At 51.1% G+C, this 17,476-nt stretch carries 21 protein-coding genes; all 21 read left to right on the plus strand.

Going from position 1 to position 17,476, the window contains the following annotated elements; translation table 11 throughout:
• Positions 1-81: 81 nt before the first annotated feature.
• The 21 genes from BM159_RS04270 to pyrE all read left to right on the plus strand — a co-directional run bounded on the left by BM159_RS04270 (position 82) and on the right by pyrE (position 17,465).
• Positions 82-684 carry a MotA/TolQ/ExbB proton channel family protein gene (locus BM159_RS04270; protein WP_093913021.1) on the plus strand — a complete coding sequence of 201 codons (603 nt, stop codon included), beginning with the start codon at positions 82-84 and terminating at the stop codon, positions 682-684.
• Positions 681-1,085, plus strand: a complete 405-nt coding sequence (locus tag BM159_RS04275) for an ExbD/TolR family protein (RefSeq protein ID WP_093913022.1) — start codon at positions 681-683, stop codon at positions 1,083-1,085. Before BM159_RS04270 ends, BM159_RS04275 begins: the two co-directional genes overlap by 4 nt.
• Before the next feature lie 2 nt (positions 1,086-1,087).
• Positions 1,088-1,702, plus strand: a complete 615-nt coding sequence (locus tag BM159_RS04280) for an energy transducer TonB (RefSeq protein WP_093913023.1) — start codon at positions 1,088-1,090, stop codon at positions 1,700-1,702.
• Between the two features lie 277 nt (positions 1,703-1,979).
• A complete protein-coding gene (locus BM159_RS04285) occupies positions 1,980-3,074 on the plus strand; it encodes a metal ABC transporter substrate-binding protein (protein WP_093913024.1) in 1,095 nt (364 codons plus the stop codon).
• A gap of 31 nt (positions 3,075-3,105) precedes the next feature.
• On the plus strand, positions 3,106-3,807 hold the full coding sequence (locus BM159_RS04290; RefSeq protein WP_093913025.1) for a metal ABC transporter ATP-binding protein: 702 nt from the start codon (positions 3,106-3,108) through the stop codon (positions 3,805-3,807).
• A gap of 15 nt (positions 3,808-3,822) precedes the next feature.
• Complete coding sequence (locus BM159_RS04295; protein ID WP_177205904.1) at positions 3,823-4,674, plus strand: metal ABC transporter permease; 852 nt, start codon at positions 3,823-3,825, stop codon at positions 4,672-4,674.
• A gap of 65 nt (positions 4,675-4,739) precedes the next feature.
• Positions 4,740-5,456, plus strand: coding sequence for a hypothetical protein (locus tag BM159_RS04300; protein ID WP_093913026.1), 717 nt, complete (start codon positions 4,740-4,742; stop codon positions 5,454-5,456).
• A gap of 62 nt (positions 5,457-5,518) precedes the next feature.
• A complete protein-coding gene (locus tag BM159_RS04305) occupies positions 5,519-6,646 on the plus strand; it encodes a hypothetical protein (RefSeq protein WP_093913027.1) in 1,128 nt (375 codons plus the stop codon).
• A 242-nt stretch (positions 6,647-6,888) separates the two neighbouring features.
• Positions 6,889-7,248 carry a CGGC domain-containing protein gene (locus BM159_RS04310; RefSeq protein ID WP_093913028.1) on the plus strand — a complete coding sequence of 120 codons (360 nt, stop codon included), beginning with the start codon at positions 6,889-6,891 and terminating at the stop codon, positions 7,246-7,248.
• Between the two features lie 133 nt (positions 7,249-7,381).
• Positions 7,382-7,924, plus strand: a complete 543-nt coding sequence (rbr, locus tag BM159_RS04315) for a rubrerythrin (protein WP_177205909.1) — start codon at positions 7,382-7,384, stop codon at positions 7,922-7,924.
• Between the two features lie 125 nt (positions 7,925-8,049).
• Positions 8,050-8,844, plus strand: a complete 795-nt coding sequence (locus BM159_RS04320; RefSeq protein WP_093913030.1) for an electron transfer flavoprotein subunit beta/FixA family protein — start codon at positions 8,050-8,052, stop codon at positions 8,842-8,844.
• Between the two features lie 10 nt (positions 8,845-8,854).
• Positions 8,855-9,055, plus strand: a complete 201-nt coding sequence (locus tag BM159_RS04325; protein ID WP_218149500.1) for a DUF362 domain-containing protein — start codon at positions 8,855-8,857, stop codon at positions 9,053-9,055.
• Positions 9,042-10,046, plus strand: coding sequence for an electron transfer flavoprotein subunit alpha/FixB family protein (locus BM159_RS04330; protein WP_177205905.1), 1,005 nt, complete (start codon positions 9,042-9,044; stop codon positions 10,044-10,046). Before BM159_RS04325 ends, BM159_RS04330 begins: the two co-directional genes overlap by 14 nt.
• Positions 10,047-10,105: 59 nt before the next feature.
• Positions 10,106-10,261 carry a hypothetical protein gene (locus BM159_RS04335; protein WP_218149501.1) on the plus strand — a complete coding sequence of 52 codons (156 nt, stop codon included), beginning with the start codon at positions 10,106-10,108 and terminating at the stop codon, positions 10,259-10,261.
• Between the two features lie 81 nt (positions 10,262-10,342).
• Positions 10,343-11,698 (plus strand): hypothetical protein, encoded by a 1,356-nt coding sequence (locus BM159_RS04340; RefSeq protein WP_093913033.1) that lies wholly within the window; start codon positions 10,343-10,345, stop codon positions 11,696-11,698.
• A 356-nt stretch (positions 11,699-12,054) separates the two neighbouring features.
• Entirely contained in the window at positions 12,055-13,014 is a 960-nt protein-coding gene (locus BM159_RS04345) for an aspartate carbamoyltransferase catalytic subunit (RefSeq protein WP_093913034.1), read from the plus strand.
• A complete protein-coding gene (locus BM159_RS04350) occupies positions 12,998-14,290 on the plus strand; it encodes a dihydroorotase (RefSeq protein WP_093913035.1) in 1,293 nt (430 codons plus the stop codon). The genes BM159_RS04345 and BM159_RS04350 overlap by 17 nt, the downstream gene beginning before the upstream one ends.
• Before the next feature lie 80 nt (positions 14,291-14,370).
• Positions 14,371-15,144, plus strand: a complete 774-nt coding sequence (locus BM159_RS04355) for a dihydroorotate dehydrogenase electron transfer subunit (protein WP_093913036.1) — start codon at positions 14,371-14,373, stop codon at positions 15,142-15,144.
• Positions 15,138-16,073, plus strand: a complete 936-nt coding sequence (locus BM159_RS04360; RefSeq protein ID WP_093913037.1) for a dihydroorotate dehydrogenase — start codon at positions 15,138-15,140, stop codon at positions 16,071-16,073. The genes BM159_RS04355 and BM159_RS04360 overlap by 7 nt, the downstream gene beginning before the upstream one ends.
• Positions 16,074-16,138: 65 nt before the next feature.
• A complete protein-coding gene (gene pyrF, locus BM159_RS04365; protein ID WP_093913038.1) occupies positions 16,139-16,855 on the plus strand; it encodes an orotidine-5'-phosphate decarboxylase in 717 nt (238 codons plus the stop codon).
• A 16-nt stretch (positions 16,856-16,871) separates the two neighbouring features.
• Positions 16,872-17,465, plus strand: a complete 594-nt coding sequence (gene pyrE / locus BM159_RS04370; protein ID WP_093913039.1) for an orotate phosphoribosyltransferase — start codon at positions 16,872-16,874, stop codon at positions 17,463-17,465.
• Positions 17,466-17,476 lie beyond the last annotated feature (11 nt).

The following is a 17,476-nucleotide window of genomic DNA, read 5'->3' on the forward strand; positions in this document are numbered from 1 at the left end:
TGCGGTCAATGGTACTAAAGTGTATCAACCATTTTAATCATAAAAATGTAAGTTTTCAGTTGTCTGGCGAGGTGTTGTAGTATGTTTGCGGATTTATGGGTAACATTCCAGAAAGGCGGCTATGTGATGTACCCCATCCTGGCCTGTTCCGTCTTCAGTGTTGCGTTAGCGGCAGAACGGTTTTTGTTTTATAATCACTGCGATACGGAAGATTCTTTTGTGTCGCGTCTCGGCGCAATGTTGCAAACCTCTGAAAAGGAAACCGCTGAAAAGGCGGGAAATGTGGAAGGTGACTGCGCGCGCCTGACAGAGTATTACCTGTCCCATAAACAAGCCGGGATGACCGGGGTGGAAACCCAGGCGAATATCATGCTGGATTCCTATAACGACCATCTTGTGTTTTTAAGCATGATCGTAACCATATCCCCGCTGCTTGGTTTGTTAGGTACGATCATCGGCATGATTAACTCCTTTAAGGTGTTTGATTTGCGGGCAGGCCAGCCTTTTGCCATAACGGCCGGCATCGGCGAAGCACTGATCGCAACGGCTTTCGGTCTTATCGTGGCGATTTTGGCTATGGTACTGTACGGGGCACTGAAATACCGCTCATCAGTATTGGGCAAAAAAATCATGAAATGCTGCACGGCGCTGGAGCTTCATGCAAACGGCGGTGAAACACGATGAGACTCAAAAAGAATTCGGAAGAGATGCCTTCGGTCATCGTAATTCCCATGATAGATATTATGTTTTTCCTGCTGGTTTTCTTTATGCTGAGCACCATGTATATGACTAACCTGAAAACCGTTCAGGTAAAGCTGGCAGAGCTTTCCGGAAGTAAAATCACACAGGAGATTTCTTTTGCAGTTACGGTGAACGAAAAAGGGGAGGCTTTTGTAGGGGATACCCAGGTTGACATGAAAACATTGAAAAAATATGCGGAAAATGAAGTCGCCCAAAACCCGAATGCAATGATTGTCCTGCGGACCGATGCGGGAAGCCCTTACGCTAATTTTTCCACGGTGCTGGATACCCTGAAGCAGGCCGGCGTTTCACAAATCGGGATTGCTTCAGATACAGGTGAATAAAGATGCGACTGACAGAACACCGCTTTCTGGTGGCTTTTCTGGTTTCGTTTATTCTGCATGGGGCGGTACTTTCCGGCAGTATGCTGTATGCCAATCAGAATCCATTAGGGGAAACATCGGACGAGATTTATGTGATGAGCGATGTGGTGGAAGGGTTGGCAGAAACCCCGCTGGAAAGGAAGGAACGGCAGATCAGCCAGAAGACAAAAAGATATGTAAGCCAGGTTACGTTGATCCTGTTGGAAGGCGACGTATTTAAAAAAGTGAATACCGGTACACAGAAGGTTGCCAGCCAAATTCAGGATGACAAGCTGAAAAAGGAAGGGAAAAATGTTCCCATCAGCAAGAATCCGGCAACAAAGCCGAAGCTGATTAAGCACAGTCCGGTTCCGTATCCTGCTGAAGCAAACGGTGTGACAGGCACTGTAACGGTATGTTTCCTTGTCGGTTATAACGGTGCGCCTGAATATACTTCTACCGCGGAATCTTCCGGGAACCGTTTTTTGGACGCAGCGGCTGTAGAGCATTGCATCTCCTGGCGTTTCACGCCGGCAAGAGATTCCAAGGGACGTCTGGTACGCTGTCTCGTTTATATTCCGGTGACAATAAAGCCGTAAGCGTTCTTCTAAATCATAGCGCGGTTTAACGTGTGGCTTATGCATCTCTGACAGCAGTAGTAACTTAGTCGCTCTTGACAGGAGTGTTATAATGAAAACGAAGAAAGATGACGATGTAAGGTATGCTTTCTGATATTTTGTGTAAGGTTAGAATCAGCGTTATTTTTAAAAAAACCGTATATTGACATGGACCGCCGGATTTTTCGGCGGTTTCTTCTGTTTTACGGACAGTTTTTTATTTGCTGATGTATTCAAATGTATGGGGGAGACCGCAATAATGAAACGCGTTTTGATGTTTTTTCTGTTAGTACTGTTGCTTGTGACTGGTGTTTCCGGTTGCGGAAGTTCTAAAAACGATACGGCGAAAAAATCAGAGGCGCCGGGAACGGGTGTGCCGAAACTGAAAATCGTGACCACGATTTTCCCGGAGTACAGCTGGACAAAAGAACTGCTGGGAAGCCAGGAAAAAGATACGGAACTTACGCTATTGACAAAAAAAGGCGCGGACATGCACAGCTACCAGCCCAGCGCAGAAGATATCCTGCACATTGCGAATTGTGATTTGTTCATCTATGTAGGTGGAGAGTCAGACAAGTGGGTAGGCAAGGCATTACAGGAAGGCGGCAGTCCGAAACGGAAGGTTATCAGCCTGATGAAACTGATGGGTAACCGGGCAAAAGTAGAAGAAGAAGTGGAAGGCATGGAGAAACATGAACACCACGAGCATGATAACGGTAGGAAGGAACATCATGACAAAGACAAGCATGATGAGAAGCATGAACACGAAAAGGAACATGAGAAGGATAAACATGACGGCAAAGAGGACCATGAACAGCCGGAATTTGACGAGCATGTGTGGCTGTCGCTGAAGAATGCGGATATCATCTGCAAAGCCATAACGGAGGCGTTGGCGGCGCTGGATTCGAAAAACGCGGAAACCTATCGGGCCAATTATGCAGCCTACAGTAAAAAGCTGGCGGCTTTGGATGCAAAATATAAAGAAGCAGTAACGAAGGCGCCGGTGAAAGCGGTACTTTTCGGCGACCGTTTTCCGTTCCGTTACCTCACAGACGATTACGGCCTGAAGTATTATGCGGCGTTTAACGGCTGTTCGGCGGAAACGGAAGCCAGCTTTGAAACGGTTGCCTTTCTGGCGAAGAAGATGGACGAGCTGAAGCTGCCTGCAGTCCTGACCATTGAGGGCAGGCAGCATAAGCTGGCGCAGACTATAGTGGATAATACGAAGGCAAAGAATCAAAAGGTGCTGACACTGAACTCCATGCAGGCAACAACCGAAGAAGAAATCAAAAAGGGAATCACATATCTGACGGTTATGGAGCAGAATCTGAAAGTTTTGCAGGAAGCACTGTAGTCGCAATGAAAGACGGACAGGGAATACTACAATGGAAGTTCAAATCAGTTGTGAAAATTTAAAATTAGGATATGGCGCCGGCGTTCTGGTGGACGATTTGTCGTTTACCGTAGAAAAAGGGGATTACTTTTGTGTCGTTGGCGAGAACGGTGCAGGCAAAAGTACGCTTCTGCGTACGCTGTTGGGGCTGCAGAAACCGCTGGCCGGCACGATTGCATTTGGCGGCGGCCTGCAACAAAACGAGATTGGTTATCTGCCACAGCAGACCTTTGTCCAGCGAGACTTTCCCGCTTCGGTACGAGAGGTTGTTCTTTCCGGCTGTCAGGGGCGCTGCGGCCTGAGGCCCTTTTACAACCGTGAGGAAAAACAGATTGCGAAAAATGCCATGGAGCAGATGGAAATCACCGGGCTGGCAGAGACCTGCTATCGGGACCTTTCCGGCGGGCAGCAGCAGCGGGTATTACTGGCCCGCGCTCTGTGCGCTTCAGATAAAATGCTGGTACTGGACGAGCCGGTTTCGGGACTGGATCCCAAAATGGCGGAGACGATGTACCGGCTGGTGGAGTGCATCAACAAGGAGAAGGGGATTACCGTCATCATGATTTCCCATGACGTACAGGAGGCCATCCCATATGCCACTCACATCCTGCATATGGGCAGGGACTACTTCTTTGGCACGGCGGAGGAATACCGCCGGTCACGTTTTGGAAATGCGTTTTTGCAGCCGGAGTAAGAAAGGTTTATATCTATGAGTACAATTGCAGACAAACTGTTCCTGTATTTTCAATATCCCTTTGTAATCAACGCCCTGATTGTGGGGATGCTGATAGCCCTGTGTTCTTCCATGCTGGGCGTGACCCTGGTGCTGAAACGCTATTCTTTTATCGGAGACGGCCTGTCCCACGTGGCTTTCGGAGCCATGGCCGTGGCGGCGGTGGCGGGTTTTACTGACGACATGCCTGTGATTCTGCTGATTACGGTGACATTTGCTATCTTGTTGCTACGCACGGGGCAGAATTCGAAGATCAAAGGGGACGCTGCCATTGCCATGATTTCCGTGGGAGCACTGGCCGTGGGTTATCTTCTGATGAATGTATTCTCTTCCTCTGCCAATGTTTCAGGCGACGTCTGTACCACCCTGTTCGGTTCCACTTCGATTTTGACACTAACGAAGACGCAGGTGGGGATGTGCGGTGTGCTGTCGGCGGTGGTAATCGGCGTGTTTGTTCTGTTCTATAACAAGATTTTTGCGGTGACTTTTGACGAAGACTTTGCCAGGGCCGTGGGCACGCCAGTGGGAACCTATAACCTGCTGCTGGCGGTCCTGATTGCGGTGATCATCGTGCTGGCCATGAACCTGGTGGGCTCGCTGCTGATTTCGGCGCTGGTCATCTTTCCCGCCCTGTCAGCCATGCGCGTATTCAGCAGCTTTAAATCGGTTATCCTCTGTTCGGCCGTTTTTTCCGTGGTCTGCGCCTTTGTGGGCATCGTTTTGTCTATACTGGCAGGCACGCCGGTGGGCGCTACCGTCGTTATGATTGATATACTGGCGTTTGCGGTGCTTTGCGGTATAGGTTCTTTAAAAAACGGCGGACTGTGAAAAACCGTGTTAGTAAATGATACGGATGGTTTCGGAAGTTGCGCTGCATTTCAGGAGGTACAAGTATGAAAGATAAAACAGCTCGAATTTTTTCCGCGCTGCTTGTCTGGTTTTGGCTGTCTCTCCTGGTTATTGGTTGCGGGGGAAGCAACAGCAGTAAAAAGGCAGGCAGTTTCATTTCGCCTAAACAAAGCAGTGTGGATGCGGTACTGCAACAGAAGAAGGCGGAAGCAGACCGCAATAATGGAACTGTAAATCCTGGAAAAGAGACGGAGGATAAACAAAAATATGCCGGCAAAAATACAGGCGAAGTGGCGTCGGGCATACAAAGCGGGCAGGGCGTCGGAGCGCCCGTCAGCTCACAAAAGATGAAAGAACTGGAAGAGAAGACTCCCCGCCACGATGTGTATGATTTGCATCCTACTTATGCGAAAGCAGATTACGATTTCAGCCGGATGGATAAAACCATGATGTATACCCAGATTTACAATATGCTGAAGACACCGGATAAGTATAAAGGGAAAATCGTGCGGATGCAGGGAAAATTCGGCCATTATTATGATGAAAAAACCGGAAAGCATTATTTTGGCTGTGTAGTGATGGACGCGACGGCCTGCTGTTCTACCGGTATGGAATTTTCAAGGAAAGGCAGGCATAACTATCCGGAGAATTATCCGAAACTGGATGAGCCGATCATCGTGACCGGCCGGTTTTCTTCCTACAAGGAAGGGAAGGAACTTTTCTGCGAACTGGCGGATGCGGAAATAGAAAAAATGTGGTAAAATATTATCACAGAAACCTGAGCGTAGTTCCTGTAATACGTATTTGTAAAGGAGGAAGTATTGTGAAGAAATTTTTGATGGTTGTGATGGCCATGCTGCTGTCCCTGTCTATGGTCGCGGGCTGCGGCGGAGGCGACAAGAAGGCAGAGCTGATCAAAGGCCTCAAAACGGAAATCGGCACCTTGCTGGGTAATGTGGATAAGCTGGCTGCCGATGAGCTGAAGGGCGATGCTGCCAAGAAGGCGACGGAAGGTTTTAAAGGCCTTATGGACAAGATTGCCAAGCTGAAAGAAGCAGCAAAAGGCAATGCAGCTGCGGAAAAAGACGTAGCCGACCTGATGGGCAAGGCCACCGGGTTATCTGAAAAGATCAGCCGCGGTCTGGCTGCAGGCAATCTGAACATTGATCCTAAGACTTTCAAGCTGGAAGACATGGAAAAGAACGGCTGGGTAGCAATCAAAGATGCAGCCGGCAAAATCACCGGTTACTATGATCCGAAAGACGTTGTAACGGACGACCTGGGCAAAAAAGCGTATGCCTGGATCATGAAGATTGGTGAAGGCGGAAAGGCTCTGGGTTTTGAAAACGTAGCCTTTGACTATGCCAACGGCAAGGTTGCCCTGAACAAAGAGGCCATTCTGGAAAACAAAGACGGCGCATTCAGCTTTGCGGCAGCGAAAGAAGCTATCAAATCCCTGGTATGGGGCGACGGTGTGAAAGGTCTGGAAGGCCTGGATCTGAACGGTATTTTTGAAAAACTGAAACCCCAGGGCTGGGATATGAAGAAGCTGGCCGGTGCTGTAGCAGGCGCTGTTGCAGGTGACGCGGCGAAAGCCGGCGCGGCTGACAAAGCCGGTTTTGTGAAAGACTTTGTGGCTTTCGCGGATAAAAACGAAGCAACCCTGAAGAAATTAGCGGATTCCATCAACTCCGGCACCATTGACAAAGCAGCGCTGCTTGACCTCGGCAAGAACGCCCTGGCGGAAATCAAAAAAGCCAACGGCGACATGAACGGTAAATATGCAGACCTGGTGAAACCGGTTGCCAACATCATGCAGATGCAGGAAGACCGAGCCCAGGCTATGATCGACGGCGTGAACGGCAATGCGGCACGTTTTGCTGAAGGCGGCGACATGAAAACAAAGGTGCTGGATCTGCTGGCCAAGTTTAAGAAAGATAATAATCTGTAAGAAATCTTTCCGAAAAACGTAATTTAAATCCACAGTTAATCTAAAGAGTGCAGCGGCGTGACGCCGTTGCACTTTTTTATTCATTAACCTTTCACAATTACAATTTATAACTATGGTATAATATTTTTGGCAGAATAACACAATATGGAACCGCTGATTTACTACCAGAAAGTATTGGCCGGCGTCGTACGAAACAACCAACGTTTTCCTGAAAAAGAGAATGCTGCCAGGGAGGGATCAGAATGAAAAAAGTTGCCATCATCCGATGTCTGGATGTAAGCATGCGCTGCGTGGGCGCGTCCTGTATGAAATCCTTTAACAACCGTACCGTAAAATTTGAGCGCTATGGGGATGAAAAACTGGAACTGTTTGCCGGTCTGACCTGTAACGGCTGCGGTAAGACGGTGGAGAATGACGAGGGGCTGAAGAAAAAACTGGACCGTCTGGCGGAAGAGCCGGTAGACGTGGTGCATTTCAGCAGCTGTACCAACAAAAAGGACAAAGAAAATCCGGAACTGAAAAAACGCTGTCCCTGGGTGGAAAAGATGAAAGACTATCTGGAGGGCAAAGGTGTAGAAGTGGTGTACGGCACGCATCATTAAATTTTACACGTACCGTTAATCTGTATAAAAGGAAAGCTGCTGATTTGCAGTGTTTTATAATTCCTTTATACTACATTTCCCCGGTTTCTCTAATAATCATATAAATTATTGTAAAAAAAGTTGAGGAGGAATCATCATGGCAAACAAATACGCGGGTACACAGACAGAGAAAAACCTGGAAGCGGCATTTGCCGGGGAATCCCAGGCAAGAAACAAATACACCTACTTCGCGTCCAAAGCGAAAAAAGAAGGTTTTGAACAGATTTCTGCGCTGTTTCTGAAGACAGCTGACAATGAAAAAGAACATGCCAAGATGTGGTTCAAGGAGCTGGAAGGAATCGGCAGCACAGCAGAGAACCTGGCCGCGGCGGCTGCGGGAGAGAACTACGAATGGACCGACATGTACGAGGGGTTTGCCAAAACGGCTGAGGCAGAGGGTTTTAAGGAACTGGCTGCAAAATTCCGTATGGTGGCAGCCATTGAAAAGCATCATGAAGAACGCTATCGCGCACTGCTGAAAAATGTAGAGACGCAGGAAGTATTTAAAAAGAGTTCCGTAAAAGTTTGGGAGTGCCGTAACTGCGGACATATTGTGATTGGAGAGAAAGCGCCGGAAATCTGCCCGGTATGCGCGCATCCCCAGGCCTATTTTGAGATTCATGCGGAAAATTACTGATATGTTGCAGAAAGGGAGGCCGTTGCAGCGCAGCGGTCTCTTTTCATTTGGAAAACCTGTAAAACTATGGTATAATATACTGTACCATTGTTGGTATAAAAAGACTACACAAGCAGGAGGCACACATGAACATTATCGTCTGTGTAAAACAAGTGCCGGATACGACGCAGATCCGTCTGAATCCGGAAACCCGTACCCTGGTGCGGGATGGGGTGGAGAACATTTTGAATCCCTATGATGCGGAAGCGTTGGAAACCGCATTAATCTTAAAAGATAAATACGGCGCTAAGGTTAAGGTCATTACCATGGGACCGCCTCAGGCCAAAGATATTCTGAAAGATGCTATCGCACTGGGAGCGGATGAAGCCTACCTTCTGACAGACCGGGTGGTGGCCGGTTCTGACACACTGGCTACCAGTATGGCATTGGCTGCCCTGGTTAAACACCTGGGCGAATATGACCTGATCCTCTGCGGACGGGAAGCGGCGGACGGCTGCACGGCGCAGGTAGGGCCGGAGATAGCGGAGCATCTGGGTATCCCACAGGTTACTTCCGCTTTGAAAGTTGAATTTACCGACGGTCGTTTTGTGGTGGAACGGGAAACGGAAAACTGGGCTGAGACCCTGGCTGTTCCCGCGCCGCTTCTGGTGACCATGACCCGTGCGGAAAAAGAACTGCGTTTTGCCAGCATCCGCGGCAAGATGAAAGCCCGCAAGACAGAGATTCCTGTCAAGACTGCGGCCGACCTGGGACTGGATGTCACCAACGTAGGTCTGAAGGCTTCCCCGACACGTGTTATCAAAGTGTTTACGCCGGAAGTGCATAAGGTAGACACCCAGATCATCAAAGAAGAGGATGTGGATGTGGCCGTGGACAAACTGGTGGAAAAGCTGATCGAAGCCGGCGTGGTAAAACGCTGAGCCGTGTATCGTGGCAGTTAACGTTGAAATTTCACGCTGCACAGGCTGTGAGAACTGCGCGGCAATCTGTCCTACGGGCGCCATACAGGTGAAAAACGGTAAAGCCTCTGTCAGGGAACAGAGCTGTGTGGAATGCGGCGCGTGTATATATGATTGTCCTATGGACGCAATTACTCTTCCGAGGGAGGATTTCAATAATGGCAAAGACTGAAAATGCAATCTGGGTAGTAGCCCAGCTGGAAAATGGCGAGACCCTTGGCGTGACCTATGAACTGCTGGGGCAGGCCCGCCGCCTGGCTGACACGGTCGGGCAGAATACCGCTGTCGTCCTGATCGCCAGAGAGAACAACGGGCATGCGGAAAAACTGATTGCCCAGGGAGCGGATGTGGTGTACACCGTGCTGGGTGAGGAATACGCGGATTATAATGTGGAACTGTACACCAATGCCATCTGTGAACTGGCGCAGGAGTACAAACCAAACGGCATCATGTTCGGCGCTACCATTGACGGACGGGATCTGGCACCCCGTGTGGCAGCCCGTCTGAAAACCGGACTGTGCGCGGACTGCACGGAAGTGGAAATGGGCGAGAACGGCCTCCTGAAATGGACCCGTCCCGCGCTGGGCGGCAACCTGATGGGCACCATCGTATGCTCCGACATCCGTCCCCAGATGGGTTCTGTACGTCCCAAGATTTTTGCGCCCATGGAACCGGATTCCGGCCGTCAGGGCGAAGTAATCAATTACACTGTCAAAAATAAAGTGGAAAGCAAAGTGGAAATCCTGAAGAAGGAACCTCTTTCCACCGGCGGCAAGCTGAAAATCGAAGATGCGGAAGTCATCTGTGCCGGAGGACGCGGTTTTGGCGACGGAGAACGCTTTAAGGTGTTGGAAGACCTGGCCGCTTTGTTTGAAAAATCGGCGATTGCAGGGTCTCGCGCGGCTGTGGACGAAAAGTGGGTAGACCATGCCTCCCAGGTAGGGCAGTCCGGCAAGACCGTCGCGCCGAAGTTGTACTTTGCCTGTGCCGTTTCCGGCGCGTTGCAGCATGTATCCGGCATGAAAGAATCGGAAGTGATCGTGGCCATTAATAAAGACGAGAACGCACCGATCTTTGAAGTGGCTCATTACGGTCTGGTAGGGGATGTGCACGTTGTCATTCCCAAGCTGATTGAGAAGATCAAAGCCTATAAGGAATCCTGAGGTACGGTTCTGTGTGGAAAGTGATTTATATTGCCCCGACACAGGAGAGGGCTGAGAAAATGAAGAAGCTGCTGGGGGATAACGGTTTTCTGTGCCAGCTTAAAGCAGTGGGAACACGCCGCAACGGCAAAGCTGCTTCCGTTGAAATCTCGGTACCTGTTTCGGAAGCGGAAGAGGCCTATGAAGTGCTGGCGGAGCACGGCTTTCATGCATGAGCGGGCCGTAACCGGCTGAGAGTTTGACTTGTCCGGGGATTTTAACGGCTTTCCCCATAGTGCAGATACGGTAAAAAGTTTATGGAAAAACCGGAAAACAGTATTTTTAAAAAAGGATATACTGAGTTCGATCAGCGTCTTGATCAGGAACTGGAAGAAGAAAAAGAAGAACGGCGCCGGCAACTGCTGTTGCAGGCGCCGGACTTTAAATTGCTGAACCAGATGCTGGAAAGCGGAGAGTATTCGCAGGATCTTGCGTCCAAATTGAAGGACGGGGGCCTGTACTACCTGCGGAGCGGGGAAGAAGAGTCCGCAGAAAGGTTTATGAGTATTTTCCGGAAAACGCTGGAGCTACATCCGACAGTCTGGGAGGATTTGATTAAACAGGCCGGCTTTTTGGGCTGCATGGCTTTTAAACGGGATATGCCCCGGCTTGGCCGGTACTGCGGGGAAGCGATTCTCAGTGGCCTGCGTCTGCTCGGACCGGAAGACAGGGAACTGACCGAAGAGGGTTACCTGCAGTTTAAGAATGTGACAGATACTGCTGTACGCACGCGGAATGAATGGGATTTCCGGGAGATTGTAACAGCGCTGCAGAAGTATTGGGAAACTTCCAAGGCTGCGGTTACTACGGGTTTCGTTTCAATTTTGTCAGATTTGCTGTTTGTGGCGGCAGACAGACGTCAGATTAACGCCTTAAAGATTATTTGTCGTTTAAGCAGGAGCGTAATGCGGCATGATTCGGTCGACCGTGTCATGCGGCAGCAATTTGCGATGGAGTGGAGCAATACGGCAGCGCAGATTGCCCAGCGCGGCTGGGCAGCAGAATGTCAGATGCTGCTAAAGCATCTGTGCCTGTGTTTAGGTTCACTGCGCGATGACGTTTTGATAAAAAAAGTGATGGCGGATGTATCTCTCCATATGCAGATTCAAAGCAAGTGGGATAATTTTGAAACTGCGTTCAGGCTGTTTTATCCCTGCCAGCTGTTTTCTCTGGTGTTGCTGCGCTGGGGGATGAACCGCTACAACCGTGTCCTGCTGTCAGAGAAAGTGCTGGAAGTGGAAGCTGCGACCCGGGACTCCGGCATGCTGGGGCAGGTGGAACGGAAAATGGAATTGCTGGAAGAAAAAGAAAAAGCGTTGGGCATGATCCGCTTTGTCCTGCGTAACGGCCGGGATATGGCGGCTGCCTGCGCCCGGCTGCTGATGAAAGATGAATGGGAAATTTATGCGACGTGGCAGAGAGAATGGCTGTCTGCGTTTTCCGGCAAAGAAAAACGCCGGAAACAGGTTCAGCAGTTTATGCAGATGATGGCGGAATATTGGCATAGTACCCAGCCATCAAGAAGCAATAAACAGTGGGAGTTCATGACGGACATCATGAATCCGTCCTGTTTGTCGGATAAGCATCTGAATCTGATCAAACTGGTTTCGTAAGTTCATGTTGCGGGCGGGTGCAGTTTTTGAAAAGCACTGTGCTGTGCCAGACAGATACTTATGGGAAAACTGTCAAATTTCTTCAATGTGTACACAGAATTTTTAGTTGAAGCGGCAGGCGGTTCGTGTTATAATTAACAAAACTAAATAAGCATTACCTTTAAAACGGTCCTGTGAGGCTGTAAGGTGACTTAGCAAAGTAGTATTATGGAAGATATTAAGCCTTCTTGCATCCTGCGGGACGAGAAGGCTTTTATTTTTCAGGAAACCGTTCGTGTTCCGGTTACGTGTTGACAGAACCGGCTGACAAAACGAAAGGCGGGCGGAGTTTCCAACATCAGACAGGAGGAACTGCAATGGCAAAAGCGACTGTGTCCCTGGCGGGCAGGGACATCCTTGACCTGGAGAGCTTCAGCGTCGAGGAAATCAACCTGGTTCTGCAGACCGCTGCGGAAATGAAAAAGATTATGAAGCGTGATATCAAAAAAGTACCATCCCTGCGGGGCAAATCCATCATCAACCTGTTCTATGAGCCCAGTACCCGGACCCGTACTTCTTTTGAACTGGCGGGCAAATATCTGGGGGCGGACGTGGTCAACATTACGACTTCTACTTCCAGCGTGGTAAAGGGTGAGTGCCTGCGGGACACTATCCTCACCGTGCAGTCCATGTGCTGCGACGCCATCGTCATGCGCCATCCCATTGAAGGGGCTGCCGTTTACGCGGCGGACGTGGCAAAGCCGGTCATCATCAACGCCGGCGACGGCGCCCATGCCCATCCGTCCCAGGGGTTGCTGGACATGTTTACCCTGCGGGAAAAGGGGCTGAAAGATTTAAACGGAAAGAAAATGGTCATCCTGGGCGACATTTTGTACAGCCGGGTGGCCCGTACCAATATTGCGGCCTGGAACAAGATGGGCGCGGACGTGCATGTAGCGGGACCCCGTCCCCTGATGCCCTACGCCGTTGAAAGCCTGGGCGTGACTTATCACAAACGTATCGAAGAAGCCATCGAAGGCGCAGATGTCATCGACGTGCTGCGAATCCAGCTGGAACGCCAGAAGAGCGGTCTGTTCCCGTCACCCCGGGAATATGCCCGCATTTTCGGCCTGAACGAAGCGCGGCTGAAACTGGCAAAACCGGATTGCGTGGTGCTGCATCCCGGCCCCATGAACCGGGGTCTGGAGATTTCCTGGGACGTAGGCTACTGCGACCAGGCGGCAATCCGCGACGAAGTACAGAACGGCGTGGCCGTTCGTATGGCGCTGTTATTCCTGACACTGACTGGAGGTAAACAAATTGAAGCTGCTAATTAAAAACGGACGGGTGGTAGACCCCTCTCAGAAACTGGATGAAATCTGCGACGTGCTGGTAGCAGACGGGAAAATCGCAAAAGTTGAAAAGAACATAACGGACAAAGCCGATGAGACTTATGACGCTGCGGGTAAAGTAGTAGCCCCCGGTTTTATCGACATGCATACCCATCTGCGGGAGCCGGGCCTGGAAGCCAAGGAAAGCATCCGCACCGGCACCATGGCGGCAGCGGCCGGCGGCATCACCACCATCGCCTGCATGCCCAACACGAAACCTGCCATCTCCACTTCCATCGTAGTCAGCGGTATCAAAGAACGGGCCGCGAAGGAAGGCTATGTGAACGTGGAAGTGATTGGTTCCATCAGCAAGGACGAAGAAGGCAAGGAACTGGCGGAGATGGGCGATATGCTGGAAAAGGGCGCGGTGGCTTTTTCCGACGACGGCCATTATGTGTACAGCAGCCGCCTTCTGATGAATGCGGCAAAATATATGACAAGCTTTGACGCGCCGCTGATTTCCCACAGCATTGAAAGCGAACTGAACGCAGACGGTTACATGCATGAAGGTGCGGTTTCCGCAAAGATTGGTGTGCCCGGCGTGCCGTCCGTAGCGGAAGACATTGCCGTAGCAAGGGACGTACTGGTAGCCGGTTATACCGGAGCCCATATCCACATTGCCCATGTGGCCAGCAAAGGCGCGGCGGATATCATTCGCCAGGCCAAGGCCAAAGGCTATCCGGTAACGGCGGAGGTGACTGTGCACCACCTGACCCTGACCGATGAAGCCTGCATGAGTTACAGCACGGCTACCCGTGTTTCCCCTCCCTTGCGGAGTCAGGATCACGTTGACGCCATGCGGGCTGCCCTGCTGGATGGGACCATTGACATGATCGTCACTGACCACGCCCCTCACGCCCCGGAAGAAAAGGATGTGGAATTCCGCAAGGCGCCCAATGGTTTCTGTGGATTGGAAACAGCAGTAGGTGTTGTTCTGACGGATTTGTATCACAAGAACGTGCTGACGTTGGAACAGGTTGTTGACAAGATGAGCTGCAGCCCGGCCCGGATCTTTAACCTGAAAGGCGGCACCTTAAAAGCAGGCTCCCCGGCAGATATTACAATCCTGGATTTGGATAAAGTGTGGACGGTAGACTCCAAAAAGTTCTACACGGTGGGCAAGGTTACGCCGTTTGAAGGCAAACAGTGCAAGGGCAAAGCTGTTGCGACAGTGGTGGCCGGCAAATTTGTCATGAAAGACGGCGCAGTGTGCGAAAAGTAAAACCCTGAACCGGCAAAGATTTTGCAAAATAGCTTGCAGGGTTTGTTTGTCTGAAACCGGAAATATACCGGAGGATTTGAATGACTAAGTATATAGAAGAAACAAAAGTCGTGGGGCAACGTGTCCTGAATGCCACGACCAAACAGATTGACCTGATTGCGCCGCGGATTGCGGCAGAAGCAGTTCCGGGCCAGTTTGTCAACGTGCAGGTTTCCAAGGGAACTGCTCCGTTGTTGCGCCGTCCCCTTGGCGTGGCCGGAGTGGACCGGAATTACGGCTCCATCAGCCTGATCTATCGCATTGTGGGCAATGCCACTAACATTCTGGCAGATGTATGCAGCGGGGACCGGCTCAGTGTAGTGGGCCCTCTGGGGCACGGTTTTGACCGCAGCGCGAAACATCCGCTGCTGGTGGGAGGCGGCACCGGACTCGCGCCCTTACTGTATCTGGCAGAAAGCATGGTTGGGGAAGGAATCAGGCCTGACGTTCTCATGGGCGGCAGAACAGCGGACGACCTGTTCTGGAAAGAACTGTATGACGGCATCGCAGGACAAATCAGTCTGACGACGGATGACGGCACGCTGGGAACCAAAGGGACCGTAATGGCCTGTCTGCCGGATATGCTGGAAAAGGGTTGTTACGACAGCGTGTATGTCTGCGGCCCGGCACCAATGATGAAAGCGGTTTCCGCTGCCGTATTGGAAAAAGGAATCAAATGCCAGGTATCGCTGGAGAAATATATGGCTTGCGGGCTGGGCGCCTGCCTGTCCTGTAGCTGCCAGGGCATCGGCAAACGCGTCAAGGTCTGCCAGGACGGGCCTGTGTTCCGGGCAGAGGAGGTGACGGAATGGTAAGATATCTGTATCATAACCGTCTGGCTGTGGATATTGCCGGCCTGAAAATGAAAACACCGGTGACCACCGCTTCCGGGACTTTCGGCTTCGGTCTGGAATTTACGGACTTTCTGGATTTGGAAAAGGTGGGGGCCGTTACGGTGAAAGGCACTACCCTTGCGCCCCGGGCGGGTAATAAAGGCCAGCGTGTGGTGGAAACTCCTTCCGGCATGCTGAACTGCGTGGGATTGGAAAATCCGGGCAGCGAGTACTTTTTGAAAGAAACGTTGCCTAAACTGCGCAAATATAAAGTACCCATTATTGTCAATATCGATGCCTCCAGTCCGGAAGAATACGGCGAACTGGCGGCGAAACTGGACGTAAAAGGCGTGGACGCCGTGGAAATCAACGTAAGCTGTCCCAACATCAAAGACGGCGGCCTGGTTTTCGGCACCAACGCCAAAAGCATGGCCCAGGTAGTCAAAGAAGTGAAAAAGAATACATCCAAGGTGGTCATCACCAAGCTTTCCCCCAATGTGACCAGTATTACGGAAATGGCGAAAGCGGCAGAAGACGCGGGGACAGACGCTCTTTCCCTGATCAATACCCTCATCGGCATGAAGATAGACATTCACCGTCAGCGCCCCGTGCTGGGTAATGTGACTGGCGGACTGAGCGGTCCATGCATCCGTCCGGTTGCTGTGCGTATGTGTTACGAAGTGGCCCAGGCGGTGAAGGTTCCCATTATCGGTATGGGCGGCATCATGTGCGCGGAAGACGCCATTGAATTCTTCCTGGCAGGAGCCAGCGCCATTGCCGTGGGCACAGCTAACTTTGTGAACCCGGCCATTGCGGAGACTATCAGCCCTGGCATTCTGGAATACATGGACAGACACAATATCAAAAAGGTACAGGATATGATCGGGCTGGCGCTTCCGGGCCGGTGCTGATATTCCGGTTTTCTGGAACGCGTTGATGGCAGTGTGAGGTTTTTGAGTACAAAAGAGGTGACAACATGCAGAGCGATCCGAGACTCATCGCCGCCCTGGACTTTCCAACGGCAGAAGCAGCGAAGCAGGCCGTGGAGGAAATCGGGGACGCGGTAATCTATTATAAAGTCGGCATGGAGCTGTACTACGCGGCAGGGAACGAGATGATCCGTTTCCTGAAAGAGCGTGGCAAGAAAGTGTTTCTTGACTTAAAACTGCAGGACATTCCTAATACGGTAGCCAGTGCCCTGAAAGTAGAAACGAAACTGGGCGTGGACATGATCAACGTCCATGCCGTAGGCGGAAAAAAGATGATGGAAGCGGCAGCGGCTGCCATCAGAGAAAAATCGGCAGAACTTGGAATTGAACGCCCGAAGCTGCTGGCAGTCACCATCCTCACCAGCATGGACGAGGAACAGTTTGCTGATTTGAATTATAAAAATACCATTGCGGAGCAGGTATTGGCTTTGGCAAAGCTGGCCAAAGCAGCCGGACTGGACGGGGTAGTGGCGTCGCCTAAAGAAGCGGAGGAAATCCGTAAAGCCTGCGGACCGGACTTCCTGATTGTAACCCCCGGCGTGCGTCCGGCAGGCAGCGCCCTGGACGACCAGAGCCGTGTGACCACACCGGCACAGGCTTTTGCCAACGGTTCCTCCCATATCGTGGTAGGGCGTCCCATCATGAAAGCGGCGGACAGGAAACAGGCGGCCGCAGCCATTGTAGAAGAGATTAAGAATATATAACAGAGGAGGCACTTTCATGTTAAGTGAAAAAGAAGTACTGCATTTACTGGAAGAAACACAGGCTGTCCTGCATGGGCATTTCCTGCTGACCAGCGGCCTGCATAGCCCCATGTATGTGGAGAAGTTCAACGTACTGCAGCATCCTTCCTATACCGAAAAACTGTGTAAGGAGATTGCCGCGCGCTATGCCAGTGACAATATTGAACTAGTGGTAGGGCCCACCACCGGCGGTATCTTGCTGGCCCATGAAACCGGCAAGGCGTTGGGGACCCGCGCCATCTTCACAGAACGGGAAAACGGCAAGATGACCCTGAAACGCGGCTTCCAGATTCCGGAAGGATGCCGGGTGCTGGTAGTGGAAGACATCGTGACCACCGGCGGCAGCGTAAAAGAAGTGATGGACGTGGTGAGGGAACACGGCGGCAATGTAATCGGCGTGGGTCTGTTGGTAGACCGCAGCGGCGGCAAGGTAGATTTTGGTGTGCGGACAGAAGCATTGCTGCATCTGGACGTACCTACATTTAAAGCGGAAGATTGCCCCCTGTGCCATGACGGAGTAGAGCTGACCAAACGGGGCAGTACCGGGAAAAACAATCCGGTTAAAAAATAACTTGCGTATTT

The organism is Succiniclasticum ruminis DSM 9236, assembly GCF_900112895.1.
Taxonomy (GTDB): domain Bacteria; phylum Bacillota; class Negativicutes; order Acidaminococcales; family Acidaminococcaceae; genus Succiniclasticum; species Succiniclasticum ruminis.